The sequence below is a fragment of the Hymenobacter persicinus genome (genome assembly GCF_004167665.1).
GTDB classification, from domain to species: domain Bacteria; phylum Bacteroidota; class Bacteroidia; order Cytophagales; family Hymenobacteraceae; genus Hymenobacter; species Hymenobacter persicinus.
This window is the reverse complement of record NZ_SEWE01000005.1, coordinates 1-20,452: the sequence shown is the minus strand read 5'-3', so window position 1 is coordinate 20,452 and position 20,452 is coordinate 1. Positions and strand designations below refer to the sequence as shown.

General features: G+C 62.4%; 18 protein-coding genes. 10 read left to right on the top strand and 8 right to left on the bottom strand.

Translation table 11 applies throughout. The features are described from left to right. Nucleotides 1-131 precede the first annotated feature (131 nt). Nucleotides 132-266 (bottom strand): hypothetical protein, encoded by a 135-nt coding sequence (locus EWM57_RS21750; protein WP_262708226.1) that lies wholly within the window; start codon nt 264-266, stop codon nt 132-134. Nucleotides 267-646: 380 nt separating this feature from the next. Between EWM57_RS21750 and EWM57_RS03650 the strand changes: the two genes are divergently transcribed. The 6 genes from EWM57_RS03650 to EWM57_RS03625 all read left to right on the top strand — a co-directional run bounded on the left by EWM57_RS03650 (nt 647) and on the right by EWM57_RS03625 (nt 7,483). Continuing rightward, nucleotides 647-1,099 (top strand): DUF4890 domain-containing protein, encoded by a 453-nt coding sequence (locus EWM57_RS03650; RefSeq protein WP_129919778.1) that lies wholly within the window; start codon nt 647-649, stop codon nt 1,097-1,099. Nucleotides 1,100-1,391: 292 nt separating this feature from the next. Beyond that, nucleotides 1,392-2,036, top strand: coding sequence for a (2Fe-2S)-binding protein (locus EWM57_RS03645; RefSeq protein ID WP_129919777.1), 645 nt, complete (start codon nt 1,392-1,394; stop codon nt 2,034-2,036). A 4-nt stretch (nt 2,037-2,040) separates the two neighbouring features. Continuing rightward, nucleotides 2,041-3,024 (top strand): FAD binding domain-containing protein, encoded by a 984-nt coding sequence (locus tag EWM57_RS03640; protein WP_129919776.1) that lies wholly within the window; start codon nt 2,041-2,043, stop codon nt 3,022-3,024. A 99-nt stretch (nt 3,025-3,123) separates the two neighbouring features. Then, complete coding sequence (locus EWM57_RS03635) at nt 3,124-5,463, top strand: xanthine dehydrogenase family protein molybdopterin-binding subunit (protein WP_129919775.1); 2,340 nt, start codon at nt 3,124-3,126, stop codon at nt 5,461-5,463. Between the two features lie 126 nt (nt 5,464-5,589). Next, a complete protein-coding gene (locus tag EWM57_RS03630; protein WP_129919774.1) occupies nt 5,590-6,786 on the top strand; it encodes an XdhC family protein in 1,197 nt (398 codons plus the stop codon). A gap of 70 nt (nt 6,787-6,856) precedes the next feature. Beyond that, entirely contained in the window at nt 6,857-7,483 is a 627-nt protein-coding gene (locus EWM57_RS03625) for a nucleotidyltransferase family protein (protein ID WP_129919773.1), read from the top strand. Here the strand turns inward: EWM57_RS03625 and EWM57_RS03620 are convergent. Then, a complete protein-coding gene (locus tag EWM57_RS03620) occupies nt 7,461-8,285 on the bottom strand; it encodes a DUF5602 domain-containing protein (protein ID WP_129919772.1) in 825 nt (274 codons plus the stop codon). The genes EWM57_RS03625 and EWM57_RS03620 overlap by 23 nt on opposite strands. A gap of 303 nt (nt 8,286-8,588) precedes the next feature. Here EWM57_RS03620 and EWM57_RS03615 point away from each other — a divergent pair, with 303 nt between their 5' ends. Beyond that, the gene (locus EWM57_RS03615) at nt 8,589-10,034 is read left to right on the top strand and encodes an MFS transporter (protein ID WP_129919771.1); all 1,446 of its coding nucleotides are present in this window, start codon (nt 8,589-8,591) and stop codon (nt 10,032-10,034) included. 133 nt (nt 10,035-10,167) lie between these two features. Next, nucleotides 10,168-10,686, top strand: a complete 519-nt coding sequence (locus tag EWM57_RS03610; RefSeq protein ID WP_165370402.1) for a DinB family protein — start codon at nt 10,168-10,170, stop codon at nt 10,684-10,686. Between the two features lie 122 nt (nt 10,687-10,808). On the opposite strand, the gene EWM57_RS03605 is transcribed toward EWM57_RS03610, so the two are convergent. Beyond that, nucleotides 10,809-11,156 (bottom strand): helix-turn-helix domain-containing protein, encoded by a 348-nt coding sequence (locus tag EWM57_RS03605; RefSeq protein ID WP_262708229.1) that lies wholly within the window; start codon nt 11,154-11,156, stop codon nt 10,809-10,811. Nucleotides 11,157-11,425: 269 nt separating this feature from the next. Between EWM57_RS03605 and EWM57_RS21055 the strand changes: the two genes are divergently transcribed. Further along, nucleotides 11,426-11,569, top strand: coding sequence for a class I lanthipeptide (locus EWM57_RS21055; RefSeq protein ID WP_165370400.1), 144 nt, complete (start codon nt 11,426-11,428; stop codon nt 11,567-11,569). A 4-nt stretch (nt 11,570-11,573) separates the two neighbouring features. Further along, nucleotides 11,574-11,771: a class I lanthipeptide gene (locus EWM57_RS03600; protein ID WP_129919768.1), complete on the top strand. Its 198-nt coding sequence runs from the start codon at nt 11,574-11,576 to the stop codon at nt 11,769-11,771. Nucleotides 11,772-11,819: 48 nt separating this feature from the next. Here the strand turns inward: EWM57_RS03600 and EWM57_RS03595 are convergent, their stop codons facing one another. The 5 genes from EWM57_RS03595 to EWM57_RS21050 all read right to left on the bottom strand — a co-directional run bounded on the left by EWM57_RS03595 (nt 11,820) and on the right by EWM57_RS21050 (nt 20,383). Next, nucleotides 11,820-13,112, bottom strand: a complete 1,293-nt coding sequence (locus EWM57_RS03595; RefSeq protein ID WP_165370399.1) for an HlyD family secretion protein — start codon at nt 13,110-13,112, stop codon at nt 11,820-11,822. Nucleotides 13,113-13,193: 81 nt separating this feature from the next. After that, nucleotides 13,194-15,383, bottom strand: a complete 2,190-nt coding sequence (locus tag EWM57_RS03590) for a peptidase domain-containing ABC transporter (protein WP_129919766.1) — start codon at nt 15,381-15,383, stop codon at nt 13,194-13,196. 19 nt (nt 15,384-15,402) lie between these two features. Beyond that, on the bottom strand, nt 15,403-16,629 hold the full coding sequence (locus tag EWM57_RS03585; protein ID WP_129919765.1) for a lanthionine synthetase C family protein: 1,227 nt from the start codon (nt 16,627-16,629) through the stop codon (nt 15,403-15,405). A gap of 145 nt (nt 16,630-16,774) precedes the next feature. Continuing rightward, nucleotides 16,775-19,930: a lantibiotic dehydratase gene (locus EWM57_RS03580; RefSeq protein ID WP_129919764.1), complete on the bottom strand. Its 3,156-nt coding sequence runs from the start codon at nt 19,928-19,930 to the stop codon at nt 16,775-16,777. A 288-nt stretch (nt 19,931-20,218) separates the two neighbouring features. Next, on the bottom strand, nt 20,219-20,383 hold the full coding sequence (locus EWM57_RS21050) for a class I lanthipeptide (RefSeq protein WP_165370398.1): 165 nt from the start codon (nt 20,381-20,383) through the stop codon (nt 20,219-20,221). Nucleotides 20,384-20,452: the final 69 nt, after the last annotated feature.

Sequence of the window (20,452 nt, the reverse complement as noted above, 5' to 3'; positions counted from 1 at the left end):
CACTGCGCCCGCGCTACGTGTTGCCCCGCTCGCCTGGCGCCCGCGCCCGGCCGGCCTTACCACCGCCTAACAACCAAAAAGCCCCGGATTCTTCATCCGGGGCTTTTTGGTTGTTGGAGGAGCGCAAATTTCTATGCCTTGGGCCGGCGGCCGGAGCGCTGGTTGCGCTTGTAGGCCACGCGCTGGCTTTTGTACTTGGCATACTCGTCGGCCGAGAGGATGGCTTTCAATTCAAGTTCGGTGTCGTTTTCGAGACGTTGCTGCATGGCGGGGAAACGTTGGGGGAGTGGCGAATGAAACCAGGTACCCTCAGCGGGCTGGCTGGTTTCAAAACTAGGCGGCGGCCGCAAAAAAGTGGGGTCCAATCGGCCACCGCCGGGATTGTGCCGACGAGCGGGGACGATGCATCGGCGGGCGGCCTTTACCTGCGCTTTTCAGGCTTGGTAAGCCAGTTGGCGGCGCGCTTAGAACGGTGGCTGCGCCGAAGGTTTAACGCGGAAAAGTATATTTTAAATCTAGGCCCGCTACCGGCGAAAAGACGAAAAATGGCACGTGGGTTGTCAGTTGGGCAGTAGCGGCGCCGGATACGCCGGCTGCCATTCCTCTGAAACTACAAAACCTAACTTTTCAACTCCGCTCTATTCCCATGAAAAAGATTCTCCTGTTGCTCGCCGCCTTTTCGCTGTCCGCCGCCGCTGCTTCGGCCCAGACGATGACTACTAAAGTCAAGGAAAAAGCCAAGCACGAACACGCCGGCAGAGCCCAGAAAACCCCCGAGCAGCGCGCCGACCACATGACGCAGCGCCTGACCAAATCCCTGAGCCTGACGGCGGACCAGTCGGCCAAAGTGCGCCAGCTCTACCTGGCCCAGGCCCAGCAGAAGCAGGCCAACCGCGCCAAGTACGCCACCGCCCCGCCCGCCGACAAAGCTGCCCACCACGCCGCCATGAAAGCCGACCGGGCCCAGTTCGATGCCCAGCTCAAGCAGATCCTGACCGCCGACCAGTACGCCAAGCTCGCCCAGCAGCGGGCCGAGCGGATGGAAAAGCACAAGCAGGGCCTGGGCGCCCGCAAGGACAAGTTGAAGGCCAAAAGCTAATCTTACTGCATATATGGAAAAGCCCCGGCGGTTTCGTCGGGGCTTTTTTGCGTTCGGGGCTACCGAGCCTGGCCGCGGGCCTGCGCCAGCTGGGTTACCGGGGCAAGCCGTTAGGTCGTTGCTATATAGAAACTAAGCCTTAAGTGAATGTTAATGATAAGCCAACATTTTAGGCCTAGAATCGGTATTTCATGCTGTTGTGCTGCTGCGACGCTGCCCGGGAAAGGCTTGCCGGTTTTCCGCTCCGCATCGGCTGCCAACGCTTCCTGCCTCACCGCTAACCTCAGTCGCTATGCCCCACGATTTTACGCCCGACCCGGCCGCCACGCCGTCCGGAGGCGCCCCCAATGACGGTTCGCGCCGCACGTTTATGAAGCAGGCCGGCGGCATTCTGGGACTGGCGCTGGCCCCACCACTGCTGAGCCAGGCCGAGCGGCTGACGGCCTATTCCAAGACGGTGGAAGGCGTGACCACGCTCCAGCTAAAGGTCAATGGCGTGTCGCGCACCCTGCAGGCGGAGCCCCGCGTGACCTTGCTCGACGCCCTGCGCGAGTACCTGGACCTGACCGGGACCAAAAAAGGCTGCGACCATGGCCAGTGCGGGGCCTGCACCGTGCACGTCGATGGCCGCCGCATCAACGCCTGCCTGACCTTGGCCGTGATGCACCAGGGCAAAGAAATTACGACCATCGAGGGGCTAAATAAAGGAGAACAGCTGCACCCGATGCAGGAAGCGTTCATCAAGCACGACGGCTTCCAGTGCGGCTACTGCACCCCGGGCCAGATTATGAGCGGCGTGGCCTGCGTGCAAGAGGGCCACGCCACTTCCGACGGGCAAACCCGGGAGTGGATGAGCGGCAACCTGTGCCGCTGCGGCGCTTATCCCAACATTGTGGCCGCCGTGCGCGAAGTGGCCGGGCAAGCAAGCAAAGGATAAGGCTATGAACAACTTCAGCTATACTCAGGCCACGACGGCCAAGCAAGCCACCGGCATCCGCAAGGACCAGCCCGCGGCGGCCTACATTGCCGGCGGCACCACGCTGCTGGATCTGATGAAAGCCAATCTGGAGGAGCACCCGCAGCTGGTCGACATCAACCTGCTGCCCTTCAAAGGAATCGAGCAAACCAAGGACGGCCTGCGCATTGGGGCCATGGAGCGCATGAGCGACGTCGGGGAGCACCCGCTGGTGGTGCAGCAGTTTCCGGCCGTATCGGAATCCCTGCTGCTGGCCGCCTCGCCCCAGCTGCGCAACATGGCCAGCATCGGGGGCAACCTGCTGCAGCGCACCCGCTGCGGCTACTTCCGCGACGCGGCTTTTTCCTGCAACAAGCGCGTGCCCGGCTCGGGTTGCCCGGCCCTGACCGGCGACAACCACAACCTGGCCATCCTGGGCACGTCCGACAGCTGCATTGCCACCGCGTATCCCGGCGACCTGTCGGTGGCGCTGGCGGCCTTTGATGCGGTGCTCACGCTGGAAAACGCCAAGGGTAAGCAGCGCCGGGTGCCCGTCACGGAGTTCTACCGGCTGCCGGGCACCACGCCCCAGCGGGAAACCGTCCTGGAGCCCGACGAGCTGATTGTGGCCGTCACAATTCCGGTGACGCCCCACGCCCGGCGCTCCACTTACCTCAAGGTGCGGGAGCGCAGCAGCTACGCCTACGCCCTGGCTTCGGCCGCCGTGGGCCTCGACGTGCAGGGCGGTATCATCCGCGCGGCCCGCGTGGCTTTGGGTGGCGTGGGCACCAAGCCCTGGCGTAGCCCCGAGGCAGAAAAAGTGCTGACCGGCGCGCCCGCCACCGATGCCACGTTCCGGGCCGCCGCCGCCGCCGCTCTGCGCGACGCCCAGCCCCGGGAACACAACCGCTACAAAGTTGAGCTGGCCCAGAACACGCTGGTGCAGGCCCTGCGGCAGGTTGCCGCCTAAATTTCTCCTGAACCGGCGGGGCAAGTTGCTCACCCCCTTATCCGTCTTGCCCCGGCGCTGCTTCCCAAAACCCGCCTCCCGGCCCCGAATGCTGAACCTATGGATATCGAACCAAGCTTTTTTGAAACCAATCCCCAGGCCGGCGCGGTGGGGCAGCCCCTGGACCGCGTGGACGGCCGGGCCAAGGTAACGGGCCAAGCTAAGTACTCGGCCGAATACAACCAGCTGCCGGGTCTGACGCACGCCGTGCTCAAAACCAGTGACGTGGCCAAGGGCCGCATCACCGGCTTCGACACCAGCGCCGCGCTGAAACAGCCGGGCGTGTTAGCCATTCTTACCCACCAGAACCTGCCCAAGCTGGCCAAAACGCCCAACGATGCCGACGGTAAGAAGGCCATCGGCGCGCCCATGGGCTTTCTGCCCCTCACCACTGATCAGATTCACTACGCCGGGCAGCCCGTAGCCGTGGTGGTGGCCGACACGCTGGAACGGGCCCAGCATGCGGCGGCCCTGTTGAAGGTGCAGTACGCGGCCGAAAAGCCCCTGGCTTCCTACGAAGACCCCAAGGCCGAACTGTTTGACCCCGAAGCGGTGCAGGACGGCAAAACCAAGGGCCACACCGTGCGCGGCAACCCCAAGGCGGCCTTCGCCGCGGCGCCGGTGCAGCTCACCCACAAGTACGACCACGCCATCAACCACCACAACCCGATGGAGCCCGGCGCCACCACCGCCCACTGGGAGGCGGCGGACCGCCTGACGATTTACGAGTCGACCCAGGGCGTGTCGCGGACCCAGAAGTCGGTGAGCACCATGCTCGGGCTTTCGGCCGAGCAGGTGCGGGTGGTGACTAAGTACCTGGGCGGCGGCTTCGGCTGCAAGGGCTCAGCTTGGCCCCACACCATCCTCACGGTGCAGGCTGCCCGGGCCGTGGGCCGGCCAGTGAAGCTGTCGTTGACCCGGCCGCAGATGTTTACCAGCATGGGCCACCGCGAAGACCAGACCCAGACCCTGCGCCTCGGGGCCACCAAGGATGGCAAGCTCACGGCCCTGATTCACGAGAAAACCTCGACCACCTCGCCCTGGGACAACTACGCCGAGCCCAACAGTAAGATTATCAACCTGCTCTACGAGTGCCCCAACTTTGAGGCTTCCTACCAGCTGGCCCGGGCCAACGTGATGACCTCCACGTTTATGCGGGCTCCCGGGGAGGCGCCCGGCTCGTTTGCCCTCGAATGCAGCATGGATGATCTGGCGTACGAGCTGGGCATTGATCCGCTGGAAATCCGGCTGCGCAACTACGCCGAAAAAGACCCCAGCACTGGCCAGGCCTGGAGCAGCAAAAGCCTGAAGCAGTGCTACGCCCGCGGGGCGGAGCTCTTCGGCTGGAGCAAGCGCAACCCCAAGGCCGGCGCCACCCGCGACGGCCGCCTGCTGGTGGGCTGGGGCATGGCTACAGCCTCGTATCCGGTGCACAACTCCCAGGGCACGGCCCGGGCCCGCCTCTACGCCGACGGCCACGCAGTGGTGCAAGCCGGGGCCACGGACCTGGGCACGGGTACTTACACCGTGATGACCCAAGTGGCCGCCGACGCGCTGGGCCTGCCCGTGGATAAAGTCCGCTTCGAGCTCGGTGACACCAAGCTGCCCACGGCGCCCAACTCGGGCGGCTCGGTGGCGGCTGGCACCGTGTCGTCGTCGGTATACATGGCCGTGCAGGATGTGTGGCAGAAGCTGATTAAGGCAGCCGTGCTCGATAAAAAGTCGCCGCTCTACCGCGCCAAGCCGGCCGACGTGGAAGTCAAGCAGGGCCGCTTGCAGCTCAAGGCTGATCCAAAGAAAGGGGAGGAGTTCGGGGCCCTGATGAAGCGGGCCGAAATAGGCGACGTGGAAGGCAACGGGCAGGGCCGCTACGGCAGCGGCTACGAAGATGCCCAGGCGGCCGCCAACGCCGACCCTTCCAAGAAAGACGAGGCCGCCCACCACTCCATGCACTCCTTCGGCGCCCACTTCTGCGAGGTAAAGGTTGACCCGGAGCTGGGCACCGTGCGCGTCACGCGCTGGGTGAGCGTGCACGGGGCGGGCCGCATTCTGAACGCCAAAACGGCCCGCTCCCAGATTATTGGAGGGAGCATTTTCGGCATCGGCTGCGCCCTGATGGAATCCACGTTCCGCGACCCGAACTACAGCCGCTACACCAACGCCTCCCTGGCCGACTACCACATTCCCGTCAACGCCGACATTCCCGACATGACCGTGGAGTTCGTCGAGGAGCACGACCCCTACATCAACGCCATGGGCGTGAAGGGCATCGGGGAAATTTCGATGGTGGGTGTGGCCGCCGCGGTGGCCAATGCCGTATTCCACGCCACTGGCAAGCGGGTCCGCAGCCTGCCAATTACGCCCAACAAGATTCTGGAAACCAAAGCTGCGTCGGCGTAAGCATAACGGGCACCCGCCCGCTTCGCTTCTGGCGGCTGGCGTGCGCCTGATGAAAGAAATAACGCCCATCCAGGGCCTTTGGGTCCTCAACTGACGAATTAGCGCCTCGTGCGCACTGTGAAGGTTATGACTGAACTCCAACGCCTGCTGCGCGCCTACGACGAGCACCGTGCCGCTGGCCGCGCCTGCGCCCTGGCCTCGGTGGTCGACGTGGCCGGCTCGGCTTACCGCCGTCCCGGCGCCCGAATGCTGGTTACCGACGAGGGCCAGCTCACCGGCGCCATCAGCGGGGGCTGCCTCGAAGGCGACGCCCGGCAGCGGGCCCGCCGCACCATCCAGCAGGGGCGCCCCACGGTGGTAACCTACGACAGCACCGACCCCGACGACGACCTGCAGTTCGGGGCCGCACTGGGCTGCCAGGGCGTAGTGCAAATTCTGCTTGAGCCCCTCGACTTTCTTGACCCCGATAACCCCGTGGAGCTGCTGCGCCGCTGGGCCGACGGCGTTGAAGCCCCCGCGGTGGTGGCTACGGTGTTTGGCCTGGCGGGGTCGGACTCGGGGCTGGTGGTCGGCCAGCGTCTGCTGCTTACCGCCGATGGGCAGGTGCAGGGCACCGTGCCGACGGAAGCGGCGCTCCACCCCGAAATTCTGGCCGATGCCCAGGCGGCGCTACGGGCGGGTCAGCCCGCCACCCGCCACTATTCGGGGGCCGTCGGACCCGTGCGGGTGAGCCTGGAAATTCTGCGCCCCCCGGTGCGCCTGACGGTGTACGGGGCCGGCAACGATGTGCAGCCCCTGGTGCGGCTGGCCGCGGGCCTGGGCTGGCGCGTGCAGGTGGTGGATGGCCGGCCCGCCCAGGCCCAGGCCGCACGCTTCCCCGAGGCCGACGTGGTGCGGGTGCTGCCCCTTACTCAGGTAGCTGCCGAACCCCACGACGGCAGCTTCGCCCTGCTCATGACTCACAACTACCACTACGATCTGGCCGTGCTGCGCCATCTGCTGCCGGCGGCGTCGGCCCGCTATATTGGCCTGCTGGGGCCGCGCAAAAAGTACGACCGGTTGCTCGACGACCTGCGCCAGGAGTTGCCCGACGCGGTTCAGCAGCTGCAGGGCCGTATTCATAGTCCGGTGGGGCTGAACCTGGGGGCCGAAACGCCGGAGGAAATTGCGCTTTCCATTGTGGCCGAAATTCAGGCGGTGCTCACCGGCCGCCCCGCGGGTTTTCTGCGCGACTCACCCCACCCAATTCATCCACCCCTGCGCACCGACGCGCCCTTGGTGCCCGAGGGCCGGGTGGATGTTGCTTGCGCGGTAGGTCAGTAGTAGTTGGCCGCAATCCGGCACCGTGCAGTCGGATTGCCCAGTCTTTTTCTCCCCAATCCGGCTGAGCGTTATGGCTTCTTTTCCCGTGCTCCTGCTGGCTGCCGGCGCTTCATCCCGGTTAGGCCGGCCCAAGCAGCTGCTCGTCTTCGAGGGCCAGACGCTGCTGCGCCGCGCTGCCGAAACGGCCGTGGCTGCCGCTGCGGGCGGCCCGGTGGTGGTCGTGACCGGGGCCCAGCACGACGCGCTGCTGCCCGAGCTGACGGGTTTGCCCCTGCAGGTGGTGCGGTGCGCGCAATGGGAGCAGGGTATGGGTGCTTCCCTGCAGGCCGGACTGGCGGCGCTGGAAGCCACTGGCCCGGTGCCTTCAGTGGCTATCATGCTCTGCGACCAGCCCTTCGTGACGCCCGCGCTGCTGCGGGAGCTGGCCGAAACGCACGTTGCCAGCGGGCAACCCATTGTAGCCAGTGCATACGACGGGACGCGCGGGGTACCGGTGTTTTTTAGCGCGGCTGCGCTGCCTTGGCTCCGGGAACTGCCCGCGTCGGCCGGGGCGGGGCAACTGCTCAGGCAGCATCCGCAGTTGGTAGCCACGGTGTCCTTTGCCGCGGGCGCGGTAGACGTGGATACTGCCGACCAGTATGCGGCCCTGCTGGCGGGGCCACCCGCCCCGGCGTCTAGCGCAGCGTCATGTCCTTGAGGGAAATGATGTATTCGCGGGCTCCGGCGTCGTGGCGGATGGTGTAGGTGGCGGGATAATACTTGCCCGTTGTCTCATACACCTGCGGCTGCTTGATGGCCTGCTGAATAGCCACTCCCGGCACCAGCAGCGCCTTGGTCAACATAGGCTCCAGGAAAGTCACGTGCCCGTCGTAAGTGCCGTAGATGAAGGTATGGCTGAAGCTGCCGCCGGGCTGATACTCCGGGCTGGTAGGGTCAACCCAGTGCCGGCCCATCATGGGCACGGTGCGGCCCGGGGCCACGTTGGGCGGGGTGATGTAGCCGGTGGGCAGCTTGTTGGCCGCCGGGAAAATGTCGCCCTTGGGGTCGTCGAGGGTAATGGCGTGCTGCACGCTCATCGGAATCATGTAGAAGTGCGCGTCGAAGTGCGGCACGGTGTAGGTGCCGGCGGGTTCGTGGCCGGTGGGGTTCCAGTCGAAGGACAGGTGGTCAAACGGCAGCCGGCTGGTGGCGTCGCCGCCGGGCAGCAGCAAATCGTACATGGTGCCGGTAGCCGGGGTGGCGGGCAGGCCGTTGAGGGCAGTTTCAGTCACGGAAATACCAATTTCGGTGGGCTTGCCGTCGGCATCGGCTGCGACGAAGCTGCGGGCCGAGCCGCTGCCGACCTGCACCGTGGGGCCGTAGTTGACGGATGGCTGCCGGGGTGCGTCGGAGTCGTCGTTGTCGCAGGCCTGCAGCAGGGGCAGGCCAACGGCCAGCAGCGCCAGCAGCCGGGTCCAGACCGGAAGAAAAAGGCGGGAATTCGTTTTTGTCGTTTTCATAGCAAGGTCAGGATGAAGTGAGAAGCCCGCGCAAAGGCGGGCTCTATAAAGATAAGCCGGGAAGTATGTGGATTGAAATAACACATATATGTATTGGAATAATTTTGTTTTAAGCTATAATTTGTTAGCATATCCAACCTAACGGTTGGTTTTCAAGGGTTTGGTTGTAAGAGCCGCTACTGCAGTTGGCACCGCCCGCCGCCCCCGGGTAGAGCCCTGCCCGCCGGGGGAGGGTGCCCGGCCGGCAACGACAGCGCCGAAATCCCGTTATCTTGTCCGGCCCTCAACCTCAACCATTGTCATATGCCTACTGCCTCGGCTACCGCGCCGGACACCTCAGTCGAGAACATTCCCAAGGACGACAAGCGCATCACCCGCGGCTGGACCTTTTACGACTGGGCCAACTCGGTGTACCCGCTGGTGATTACCAGCTCCATCTTCCCGATTTACTGGGGCTCGATGGTAAAAGCCGTCACCCACACCGACAGCGGCAAAACTCCGGTCGACTTTCTGGGCATGCACGTGCCCGGGACTTCCCTGCAGAACTATTCGGTATCGGCGGCTTTTCTCATCATTGCCCTGATCAGTCCCTTGCTCACCTCGTTGGCTGACTTCTCGGGGCGGAAAAAGCTGTTTCTGCAGATCTTCTGCTACATCGGGGCCATTTCCTGCGCCTGCCTGTACTTCTTCGAGCCCAGCACGTTCACCATCAGCGTATTCGTGTTCATCATGGCGACGGTAGGCTTTTCGGGCTCCATTGTGTTCTACAATTCCTACCTGCCCGATATTTCCTCGGAGGAAAAGTTTGACTCACTGTCGGCGCGCGGCTTTTCGATGGGCTACATCGGGTCGGTGCTGCTGCTGATTCTGTGCCTGATGCTGATTCAGGGGCCCACGCTGTCGGGCACGCCCATGTTTGGCCTCACCGCGGGTCAGGCCACGCGCTTCAGCTTTTTGCTCACGGGCATCTGGTGGGCCGGCTTCGCCCAGATTCCCTTCTTCACGCTGCCTGCCGACCGGGGCCGCGCTCCTGGTGCGACCTCCGACTCGGGCTGGCTGCTCAACGGCTTCCGGGAGCTGGGCAAGGTCTGGGAGGAAACCAAGCAGCAGCCCAACCTGAAGCGCTTTCTGCTGGCCTACTTCACCTACAACATGGGCGTGCAAACCGTGATGTACGTGGCCACCCTCTTCGGCGACGAAGAGCTGCACCTCGACAGCAAGTCCCTTATCATCACCATTCTGCTGCTGCAGATTGTGGGTATTCTGGGCGCTTACCTGTTTTCCAAGCTCTCGGAGCGCATCGGCAACACCCGGGCCCTGAGCTGGGCGGTGTTCATCTGGATGCTGATCTGCGTGGCCGGCTACTTTGTGCAGGCCGGCTGGAGCTTCTACGCCCTGGCCTCCGTCATTGGTCTTACCATGGGGGCAGTGCAAAGCCTGTCGCGCTCCACGTATTCCAAGATTATTCCGGAAAATACGCCCAACTCGGCCGCGTATTTCAGCTTCTTCGACGTGACCGAGAAAGTCGGTATCGTTATCGGCCTGGTCGTATTCGGGGGAATTTCCCAGCTGATGGGCGGCAACATGCGCTACAGCATCCTGGCCCTGATTGTGTTTTTCATCCTGGGGCTGATTTTTCTGCTGCAGCTGCGCGGCCGCAAGCTGCGCGACGATGCCGCAGCGCCCGGCCAGGACTTGGCCCCGCCGCTGGCCACGCCCAACGTTGGCATGCCCACTTCCACCAAGTAAGTGCCCGCTACCTACAAGTAAAAGCCTCGCCCGGCGGCGGGGCTTTTGCGTGTCATGGGGAGTGGGCTACGTAACATTTGCGCGGAATCCGGCTTATTCGAGAACTTTAGGACCCAACCCTTCCCGTTTTTTCATGACAACTCCCACCCAGCCTTCCCTGCAAACTGCCCTTAACGAGGAGCTCAAGCGTGAACTGCAGCTCACCCGCCGCCTGCTGGAGCGGGTTCCGACCGAGCAGTTTGGCTGGCAGCCCCACGCCAAATCCATGAAGCTGGGCACGCTGGCCTCGCACATGGCTAACCTGGTCGGCTTTCTGCAAATGTCCTTGCAGGGCGCCGAAACGGACCTGCTCAGCTACGCCTGGCCCGAAAAGCCCGCCGATACCGACGAGGTGCTGCGCCGCTTCGACGTCAACGCCCAGAACATCCACCAAGCCCTCGGCGACGTCGACGACGCCACCTTTCAGGGGCTCTGGACCATGCGCCGCGGCGAGCAGGTAATCATGACCCTGCCCCGGACGGCCGTGGCCCGCACGCTGGTGCTCAACCACCTGATTCACCACCGCGGGCAACTCAGCGTGTACCTGCGCCTGCTCGATATTCCGGTGCCCGCCATCTACGGCAGCTCCGCCGACGAAACGCCCGCGCGCTAAGCCCCGCGGCCGGATAGGAGCAGTCCAGGTTGCGCCGCTCGCAAAAAGCCCTTTACCCGACAACGGTAAAGGGCTTTTTTGGGCGGCGCCGCCAGCCGGGCCCGCCGCGGCTGGCGCCTGGGTTAGCAGCAATCCGACAACCGGGCCGGACGAGTAGTTTGCCGATACAGCCCGTGGTCGGGCAGCTGGAGCAAGGCAGTCGGTAGCCAGCCGCGGCCCCCCTGGAGCCCGCGTAGCTGCCCCGGGCTTAACTCCTCGGTACCCGCCGGGAAGGCCGGTTCGTGGAAGAACACGCCGATGGGAACCCGTAGCAGCTGGGCAATGGTGATGAGGGTTTCCACTTTCAAGGCCACTTTCCCCGACTCGATTTTGTGGTAGCAGTTTTGGGAAACCTTCAACTGATAGGCCAAGTGCTCCTGGGAAAGACCCTGTTCTTCTCTGATTCTGCGCAAGATGTGGTGAACCTGCATGCGTAAAAAGAATGGTGAAATGAATAGTGTACCGTTGAGCTTTACCAACGGGAAAAGAGTAAAGTGGTTGAAAAAAATACCTGCCGGGCGGGTGGCGCGCTCATCCCCAAGCTCACTATTTTCGGGGTGGTTTTTTCGTCGTTTTTAATTCCGCCTGCGGTTTAGAGCGCGAAGCTATTGGGGGGACAAGCGGGCTGTTGTTGTTTTAGCCCAACAAATCAAAGCCGGGCTATACTGCATCGGTGGGGTATTTGGAAAATGTGTACAACATGAAAAAGCTGAAAAACAAATTGGCGCTGAAGAAAATGACTCTGGTCAGCCTCGACGCCCAGAAATTGGCGGAAGTGAAAGGGGGCCTGGGCTTCACGTACTCCCTGACCATGACCGTTTGCTGCAATCCTCACGCGGAGTAAGACCATGAAAAAGCTCAACAACAAACTCCAGCTCAACAAGAAAACCCTGGCCTCCCTCGACGATCAGGCCATGGCCCAGCTCAAGGGCGGCATGATGTGGCCCGATATGGACCACACGTATTCCCTGTCCATGGGTGACCTTTGCCGGTATTCGCAGATGATGGGCGTACCTACCCGAGAAGGCTGCATCAACTCGCTGTAAGCAAAACCGACTGTCCGCGGGCCCGCGCCGGGTCCGCGGACAGTCGTGCTAGCGGCTTACGCTCCTGCGGAAATTGTAGAATATTTTGGCCAGCAGCCGCGAGTCCTCGGTGATTATTTCGGCGGAGGCTTGCATGCCGGCCCGGTAGGTAATCTGCCGATTGTAGGTGGTGCGCAACCCCTGAGGCAGAATAATCCGGGCCAGAAAGGAGCCATTTTTGGCCGGCACGTCGGAGATATAATCTATTTTTCCGCGCACGGCTCCGAATTCCTGGAATGGGTAGCTGTTGAATTTTAAAATGACGGCTTGGCCAGGTTTTACCTTGCCCAGATTATACTGCGGAATCTGCACTTCCCCGAATTCTGTGCTCGACTGCGTCGCCACCGAAAAAAGCTCTTGCCCGGGCTGAACGGTTTGTTTTTCCTGCAAAAAGGAAGTGAAGAAAACCTTGCCCGTCGTGGGCGCGGTTAAAATGTATTGTCGCTCCCAGCTGCTGGCCGCGCTGTGCAGGCTGCGCAGGGCCTGGTTGAAAATGCCCTGCTGCTGCGAAATCAGGTGGCGCAGGTCCAGCAGCTCGTTGCGCTTGGCCGACTGCTGGGCCAGGTTGTTGATCAAACTGAGCTCTACCTGCCGGAGCGGGAGCTGCCGGTTCAAGAACTTGCTTTGCTGCTGCTTGAAGTCGAGCGGGGCAATAACCTTTTGGGCAAATAACTCCCGCTGGGCGGCCAATTCCTGCCGGGCCAGCACCACGTCCTGCTCGTAGAGGTTACGTTGGGCCAGCAGGCCGTCGTGCTGCTTTTCCAGGTTGGCCAAATCCTTTTCCAGCAGCCCTTGCTTCTGCTGGTAGTACGCGCCCGAGGCGAAGGACTCGTACTGGGCGCGGGCCTGCTCAAAGGTCTGAAAGTCGGTTTGCAGCTCTCCCAGCTGCGCGTAGGCGAAGGAAGTAGCGGCGGCGCTTAGGCGGCGGGAGGGCTGCCCATTGACCTGCATGGCCTGTTCGAGCTGCTCCAGCCACCGGGTCAGCCGCTGCACCTGCGCGTGGTTGCCCGTGCTTTCCAGGTAGGCCAGGGGCTGCCCCCGCCGCACGGGCTGCCGGTCCTGCACCAGCAGCCGGACCAGCTTGCCTTCCAGCCGGCTGCTGACGGGCTTGGGAAAGTTGTGGGTGGTCAGCCGCAGCGGCACCGTGATAATGTCGGGGTACTGAATGACGTAGCTGCCCCACAGCACCAGCAGCAGCAAACCGAAAATAAGGGTGATGCCCCAGCGCGCAATCCAGCTGGGGACTTTCTCCACGAGGTCCTGCATGTCTTCGCTGCGCTCCTGGACGGCGAAAGCAGGCACTCCGGCGGAGGTCGGAGTAGAAGGTCGATGGGCGGGCATAAGACAAAAAATAGGTAGAGTGGGAGTAGCCGGCGGTGCTGCTTAGGCGCCCAGCTCTAGTTGGTTCTTAATCAGCTCGTAGTATTTGCCCTCCTGGTACACCAGTTCGTGGTGGTTGCCCTGTTCCACAATCTGGCCGTTTTCGAGCACGATAATCTGGTCGGCATTCCGGACCGTGCTCAGCCGGTGGGCCACCACTATCACCGTCCGGCCCTGAAAGAAGTCTTCCAGGTTGTTCATGATCCGGATTTCGTTGTTGGCATCGAGGGCGTTGGTGGCCTCGTCGAAGAAGATGTAATCCGGATTCTTGTACACGGCGCGGGCAATCAGGATGCGCTGCTTCTGGCCTTGGCTGATGCCGTTGCCCTCCGCCCCGATCTTGGTATTGTAGCCCAAGGGCAGCGTTTCCACGAAGCCGGCAATGTTGGCCACCGTCACCGCGTGGCGCAGGCGCACCATGTCGATAGCCTCCTGCCCGACGGCAATGTTGTTGGCGATGGTATCGGAAAAGATAAATCCGTCCTGGCCCACCACCCCGCAGTTGTCGCGCCACAGGTGGTGGCTGATGTCTTTCAGGTTGGTGCTGCCCAATTGAATGCCCCCGGCGCTGGGAGTGTAGAACTTGAGCAGCAGCTTGAGCAGCGTGGTTTTGCCGCTGCCGCTCATGCCCACGATGGCCGTCGTCTTGCCGGCCGGAATCGTCAGGCTGATGTTGTCCAGGGTGTAGCCCGCGCCCGCCGTGCCGTAGCCGAAGGACATGTTGCTGACGACAATGTCCTGCTGCTCGTACCGGATGGGGACGGGCGTGAGGGCCGCGGGCTCCTCGTCTTCCATTTCGTGAATCTCACTGAGTCTTTCCAGGCTGATTTTGGCTTCCTGCAGCGTTTGCAGAAAGGTGATGAGCTGCTCGATGGGGCTGTTGAGCTGACCGATGATGTACTGCACCGACAGCATGGCCCCCAGCGTCATGTCGCCGGAAATGACGGCCTTGGCGGCCAGGAAGGTAGTGATGATGTTTTTGCCTTCGTTGATGAAGTGGGCACCCGTTTGCTGAGCCTGGTTCAGAGCCAACGACTTGGTATTGAGCCGGAACAGCCGGGCGCGGAGCGCCTCCCAGCGCCAGCGTTTCTGGGTTTCGGCATTGGCCAGCTTTATTTCCTGCATGCCGCTGACCAGCTCCACCAGAGCACTTTGCTCTTTCGACTGAAACTCAAACCGCTTGAAGTCCAGCTTGCGGCGCTGCTTCAGAAACAGCACCACCCAGCCGGTATACAGCAGGCTTCCCCCGAAGAAAACCAGAAAAATGGCCGTGTTGAAGTACAGCAGCACGGCGCCGAAAACCAGCAGGTTGAACAGGGAAAAGGCAATGTCCAGGGAGGCGCCGGTCAAAAAGCTCTCGATGCGGCGCTGGTCGTTCATGCGCTGCATGATGTCGCCAAACAGCTTGACGTCGAAAAACGACAGCGGCAGCCGCATGAGCTTGATCAGGAAGTCCGTCAGAATGGAGATGTTGATCCGGACGCTGATGTGCAGCAAAATCCAGCTGCGGATAAACTCAATGGAGGTGCGGCCCACGAACAGCCCGATCTGGGCCAGCAGCACCACGTAGATAAAATTCAGGTTTTGGGTGTTGATGCCAATATCGACGATGGACTGGGTCAGAAAGGGCAGCAGCAGCTGAATCAGGCTGCTGGCCACCAGCCCCACGAACAGCTGCGCGACCAGGCGCCGGTAAGGGTAGAGGTGGGTAAACAGCTGCCGGAATCCGTACTTCTGGCTGGCTTCCTCGGCGTCGTCGGCGAAGGTGGGACCGGGCTCGAGCAACAGGGCAATGCCTTGGGCGTGCTCCACGGCAGCCGTCGCCGCCCAGTTCTCGCAGAACTCTTCTTGGGAATAGGTGACCAGGCCATTCATGGGGTCGGCCACGTACACTTGGCCCTTGCGGGCTTTGTACACCACCACGAAATGCTCCTGCTTCCAGTGCACAATGCAGGGCAGGGTGACGTCTTCGAGCAGCTGCTCAAACGAGATGCGCACGCCCCGGGTGTGGAAGCCTATTGTTTCGGCCGCCTGACTGATGCCAAGCAAGGAAACCCCCTCGCGGCTCAGTCCGCAGGCTGAGCGCAGGGTTTGTAGGCTGAACGATTTGCCGTAGTGCTTGGCAATCATGCGCAGGCACGACGGCCCACAGTCCATCTGGTCCAGCTGGATATAAACCGGAAATTTCTTCATACGAAATGCGCTAAGCCGATTAAAGTGCCAGCAGAAACAGGCGGGTCCAGTCCGCTTTCTCCGGGTTGGCGAAGGCCAGCAGCGTCAGCCCGACGCCGGCAATGCCCTCCAGGACTCCGTAGCGCTGCTCCAGGTCCGGGCTTTCCCCGTCAAACTCCTTGATCCAGAAGGCGGCGCTTAGCTCTTGCAGCCGCGGGGTGAGGTTGGTCAGGGTCAGTTCCAGCCAGTAGCGGGCCGTTTGCCCCAGCAGTTCGTCCCCGGTCAGCTGATGCAGCCGCAGAAACAGCAGGGCAATGCCCGCCGTGCCGTGACAAAAGCCTACATCCACGCCGCCCGGACCCTCCGTGACGCTCACCCCGGAAGAGGCCAACGGCCGGCCGGCGGCATGGCGAGCTACTTCTAGGCCCTTGTGGCGCAAGTCTGGGTCCTGTAGTTCGGTGCCGGCCAGCAGCAGCATGAGGGCCACGCCCAGGTCGCCGTGGCACCAGGCCAGCCGACTCGTGGCCAGCGGTTTTGCGCCCTCCACGCTGGTGGCAAACAAGGAATGGCCGGTGGCTTTTTCCTGGGCCAGCACAAACCGGATGGCCCCGCGGATCAGCAGCTCGCACTGGGCGGGGTCGTAGCCCTGCTTGCGCAGCTGCAGCAGCACCACCACCACGCTCGGGATGCCGTGGGCCAGGCCCAAATTGAAGCTGCGGTCGGTGGGGTCGGAGGAATTGGTCCAGGCCGTACCGGCCGCTACTGGCAGGGCCTGCCGGCGCAGCTGCGCCAGAATAGCCCGCTGCGGAGCCCCATAGTCGGCGTCGGCATGCTCCGAAAAAAACACTGAGGCCCCGAGAAAGCCATACAGCAGGTCGTAGGTGGTACTGATGGGCCCCGTGGTAGCGGCCGTCACGATGGCGGGCCGGATGGCGTCCAGCACTTCCTCGGCTTCCTCGTCCAGAACGCCCTGCCGAATCAGGTGGGCAACCACCCAGCCCAGGCCCAGGAAGCCGGTGGCCAGAAAGGGCGTCTGGTCGGAGGTGCTGACGGCCTCAATGGCCTGTTCGAGTTGGGTGGCGCAGGCTTCCAGGTATTCTTCCCGGGGCCGATACTGGTATAAGTAGGCGAAGAACAGGCCGATGCCGGCATTGCCCTGGATCAGGGTGGGCAGGTGCAGCTCCGGATGGCGCTGCAACAGCTCGGCTATGTGCGTCAGGCTCTCGTCGAGCACGGAGTGGGTGGCAGGGGCTAGATAAGCATTCATGCAAATGGTGCTAAGGGGCGTCGGCCTGCCCGCGGCGGGCGGCCGTTTAGAGCCGGAGCGCAGTCCGTAGGGCTGGGGCCGGCCCTGCGTGCGGCGGGTGGCGACAGGAAGGTGCCGCGGGCCGGGTAACCGGTTGTCAGGAAGCCTAAGCCGGCAGCAGGGCGGGAGGGGCGGTGCGCTGCTGGGCCAGCTGGGAGGCGTAGGCTTGGTGCAGAAAGTCGTAGAGCACCATCTCCTGCATGCGCTGCTGCGACCGGAATATGCGGTTCAGAAACATGTGGATAAACGACTCGAGCAGGGGCGTGTAGCCTACCGTAAGCTGCCCGTCGTGGGCCAGGCACCGAATATGGTCTACCTGCGGCTGCCAGTTCCGACTGCGCGTGGCCAGGAGTTGCCCCACCGGGTAAAGCTCGTCCTGGGGCGTGAGGGGCTGTTGCAGAATAGCGGCAATTTTCGCGCGCTCCTGGCGGTAGCGGTGGCCCAGAGATTTGCGGGCAACGGCAGAATGCGCGTCGAATTCGGTTTTGGAGCGTTCCTGCAGGCCGTCAAACAAGGCTTTACGTTCGGCCGTGGTCAGCTTGAAATCCGTGAGCAGGGCGTCCACCCCCCGGAGCGCAATCTGCCAGCGCAGTTCGTCGCCGGCCTCGCCCTCATCCAGCAGGGCCAGGATGTCGACCACGGCCTGGCTGTCCTGCCAGAACATGGCTTCGCTGTGCTCGATCGTGCTCCAGCCGTAGCGCTCCAGTTCGCGCTGGTAGGTGGCGGGGTAATAGTCGGTGAGTTGGGCATCGTGCAGGAGGGGTTCGAGCACCTGCTGCAGGCGGCTGAGCACAGTAGCAAAAAATGGCCCGCGTCCGCGAAACCGCAGCCGCAGATGATGATTCGGGTCGGCGTAGCGAATAAAGAACCACTGCTCCACGACGCCCGCCGCCGTGAGCTCCTCTACCACCGGCTTGATGTATTCGAGCAGAAGCTTGTCCGCCATTTTCACCCCGCAGTACAGCTTGAGGTAAAGCCACTCCGAACCCACCGGGAACTGCCGCACCACGGAAGCCGGGTCGGGTCGTTTGGCGGCGGGCCGGAGCGTGGGGCGGAAGTGGGGATTGTGCAGGGGAATGATGAATTCATTCAGAAAGCTGCCGTCCGGGCTTTGCACCGCGCCGGTTGGCGTCTGCACCAGGCGCTCCTCGAGCGTTGCGGTGGTGCTGTTCTTGAGCAGCGACTTCAGGAGCTTCACCGACAAAGGGTTGTCGAGGTCGAAGGGCAGCTCGTTGTCGCCTTCTTTATAGGTCACCCAGCGGGGAAGCCGGCGGGTTTGCCGCAGTTCCGCCATGAAACTCAGCTCGGCTTTGGCATCCCGAAACTGCTGCAGCTCCCGGGTGCTGAGCATCCAGCGGGCCCGGGCCAGAATAACTTTGCCGAACTCCACCCGGGGCAGAAAATCGGCTTCGTTGAGTACGCCCCAGTCCCAGCGGCAGTTGAGCATCTGGTCTTGGTGCTGCAAGTCGCAGAGCAGGCGGTAGGCGGGCAGCGTGTTGAAGCCGTAGTTGTGGGCCGTGCTCAGACGGGGAATGACATGCTTCCCCAGGCGCTTGGAGCGCAGCACCAGCGTGTTGTGGTGGAGCGAAAGCAGCAGATCATCCAACGGAATGCAGTGCTCCTCATCGACGCCGGCCTGCACCATGATGGGAATTTCGTAGGCCCGCAGCTGGGGCCGGATTACAACGTTGCCCATTCGGGATTGGTTGATGTGCACAATCTCGGCCAGCACCGCTTCCGGATAGGCCGCCGCCTCGCGGTCCAGGCACTCCCGGAGCTGGGCGGTCAGCGTCGCATCCAGGTAGCTGAAGCGCCCGAGCAGGCGCGCCGCCGAAGGGCCGTCGGTGCCGTGGTGCAGCACCTGGTACTGGCCGGCATCAACGGCGGCGGCGGACTCGGCGACCAGCGTGACCATGGAGTAGCAGGATGCCGGCAGCAGCGTGGCGGCGTCGATTTGCTGCAGGTAGGGGGCAACCGCCTCGGCCGTGAGCGTGAGCACCGGGGAGCCAGTACGCAGGGTTTCCAGGTACGAGTCCAGCAAAAACTTGCGCCACTCGGTCCAGCGGTAGGTTTTAGTTGTAGCAGCGGCGGCCGAGTCCACCACGATGCCTTGCAGCAGCGGAGTATTGTCCGACACGGAGGCGCTGTTCAGCGGGTAGCCCAGGCCCATTTCACTATCGAGCACCTGCACCAGGGCTACCTCAGCCTGGTCGTATTTGGCGCGGAAGGCTTCCTTGAACTTGGTCAGGTGGTCGGCCTCCTCGTGGCGGTTCAGCCGGCTGACCAGGTCAATGGCTTTGCGGACTTCATCCACCACGGCCACGTTCAGGGTGTGGCCCAGGGTTGGTTTGCGCAGATCAACCTGGAACAGCTGGCCCAGTTCAAACGAGACGCCCAGGGTACTGAGCTGGGCCGCAATATTTTTGTAGAGGGGCAGCGCGGCGGCGCTGGGCTGCTGACCCAGCTCGGTCAGGCTGCGGTCGAGGGTGGTCAGGTGGGCCACCAGTTCGGCGCAACCGGGTAGCGGAGTCAGCACGCTGATAACGGTTTGTAAATAGCTGGCGCCGGTTAGCACGGGTTCCAGCCGGCTGACTATCACCTGGCTGCCGACTAATTCGTGCACGTAGCTTTCCGCTTCTTCCAGCGTCACGTCTTCGTCGGTCAGGTGCTGGGCAATGCTGCGTATGGTCGCCCCGGTGGCAGCCCTGGCCAGGGCCTTATCTAGGTAGGAAGTGCGCTCCAGGCTTACCAGGTGGTGGGTCCGAACCTTGTTGAAAACCTTGTACTCAACCAGGCGCGTACTGTCCGCGGTGGAATAAAGCGTCGTGTTGGGCCAGTAGAGCAGCTGCTCCCGAATGGCCGGGTCACGCGCAATCGACAGGGCCAGGGCGCAGAGGTAATCCATATCGAGCCGCACGTGCTTCTCGTACTGCGCGGGCCCCACGAGCTGCAGATCAGTGCCCGCCGTCAGGTCGCCGCGGGAAACTCCGGCAAACAAGCCGAACGGCGTGCTGCGGTAGCTCATGCGAAGCAGGTACTTAGCGACGGTCAGCTCCAGCCGGTCAAGGTCTTTCGGATCAGTCAGGGCCCCCTGCCGCCACTGTTCAAACACTGCAAACAGATCTGGGGAAGCGACGAATATGGCCTCCCGAACGTAAGGGTCGTCGCACAGGGCGCGTAGCTTCTCGGAAGTTAGCTCATCGATGGTACCGTAAGGGAGAGCCGGGGTGCGCAGGAAAAAAAAGCCGCAATCAAAAAGCATAAAACGATATTGCTATACAGGTAGTTGTTGCTGGAAGAATAACCTATTCGCTAGTGCCGGATGAAAATTGAGAACCCTAAAAAACTGCGCAACTAAGGTTGTAGTCAGGGTAATAGCGAGCCCAATACTACTGCTTTTTTGCAAGCTCAACCGTAATTTGATAGGGTTAATTTTAAATTAACTTGGCTGGGTGCAACTTTTGTAGGTGGTATCTCTATTGTGCCCAGAGAGTTATAAAAAAAGGGGTGGCTGCATTCGCAGTCACCCCTTTTTTTGAAAAACTATCCACTAGTCGTGGCACTGTCCAACGTCCGTGAAGTGGCCGGATTTAATGCAACGCTCACCCAGGGAAAGAGAGTAGGTGAAACCGCCTTTGGCGGCTGCCATTTGCTTCTGGTCGAGCGAGGCCAGCGTCTGCTTGTTGAGCGCGAGTTTGGTGGTTACTTTTTTCATAATACTGTAGCTGCTTCGGCCCCCCGCCGGTGCACCGCTGCACCGACTTCGTCCGAAGTGGCAGCAAGG

What these genes read in the sequence shown, in the direction of transcription:
- EWM57_RS03615 (WP_129919771.1), top strand. Translation starts at nt 8,589, where the DNA reads ATGCCTACTGCCTCGGCTACCGCGCCGGACACCTCAGTCGAGAACATT.
- EWM57_RS03635 (WP_129919775.1), top strand. Translation starts at nt 3,124, where the DNA reads ATGGATATCGAACCAAGCTTTTTTGAAACCAATCCCCAGGCCGGCGCG.
- EWM57_RS03620 (WP_129919772.1), bottom strand. Translation starts at nt 8,285, where the DNA reads ATGAAAACGACAAAAACGAATTCCCGCCTTTTTCTTCCGGTCTGGACC.
- EWM57_RS03590 (WP_129919766.1), bottom strand. Translation starts at nt 15,383, where the DNA reads ATGAAGAAATTTCCGGTTTATATCCAGCTGGACCAGATGGACTGTGGG.
- EWM57_RS03640 (WP_129919776.1), top strand. Translation starts at nt 2,041, where the DNA reads ATGAACAACTTCAGCTATACTCAGGCCACGACGGCCAAGCAAGCCACC.
- EWM57_RS21055 (WP_165370400.1), top strand. Translation starts at nt 11,426, where the DNA reads ATGAAAAAGCTGAAAAACAAATTGGCGCTGAAGAAAATGACTCTGGTC.
- EWM57_RS03610 (WP_165370402.1), top strand. Translation starts at nt 10,168, where the DNA reads ATGACAACTCCCACCCAGCCTTCCCTGCAAACTGCCCTTAACGAGGAG.
- EWM57_RS21050 (WP_165370398.1), bottom strand. Translation starts at nt 20,383, where the DNA reads ATGAAAAAAGTAACCACCAAACTCGCGCTCAACAAGCAGACGCTGGCC.
- EWM57_RS03600 (WP_129919768.1), top strand. Translation starts at nt 11,574, where the DNA reads ATGAAAAAGCTCAACAACAAACTCCAGCTCAACAAGAAAACCCTGGCC.
- EWM57_RS03585 (WP_129919765.1), bottom strand. Translation starts at nt 16,629, where the DNA reads ATGAATGCTTATCTAGCCCCTGCCACCCACTCCGTGCTCGACGAGAGC.
- EWM57_RS21750 (WP_262708226.1), bottom strand. Translation starts at nt 266, where the DNA reads ATGCAGCAACGTCTCGAAAACGACACCGAACTTGAATTGAAAGCCATC.
- EWM57_RS03625 (WP_129919773.1), top strand. Translation starts at nt 6,857, where the DNA reads ATGGCTTCTTTTCCCGTGCTCCTGCTGGCTGCCGGCGCTTCATCCCGG.
- EWM57_RS03645 (WP_129919777.1), top strand. Translation starts at nt 1,392, where the DNA reads ATGCCCCACGATTTTACGCCCGACCCGGCCGCCACGCCGTCCGGAGGC.
- EWM57_RS03630 (WP_129919774.1), top strand. Translation starts at nt 5,590, where the DNA reads ATGACTGAACTCCAACGCCTGCTGCGCGCCTACGACGAGCACCGTGCC.
- EWM57_RS03650 (WP_129919778.1), top strand. Translation starts at nt 647, where the DNA reads ATGAAAAAGATTCTCCTGTTGCTCGCCGCCTTTTCGCTGTCCGCCGCC.
- EWM57_RS03580 (WP_129919764.1), bottom strand. Translation starts at nt 19,930, where the DNA reads ATGCTTTTTGATTGCGGCTTTTTTTTCCTGCGCACCCCGGCTCTCCCT.
- EWM57_RS03605 (WP_262708229.1), bottom strand. Translation starts at nt 11,156, where the DNA reads ATGCAGGTTCACCACATCTTGCGCAGAATCAGAGAAGAACAGGGTCTT.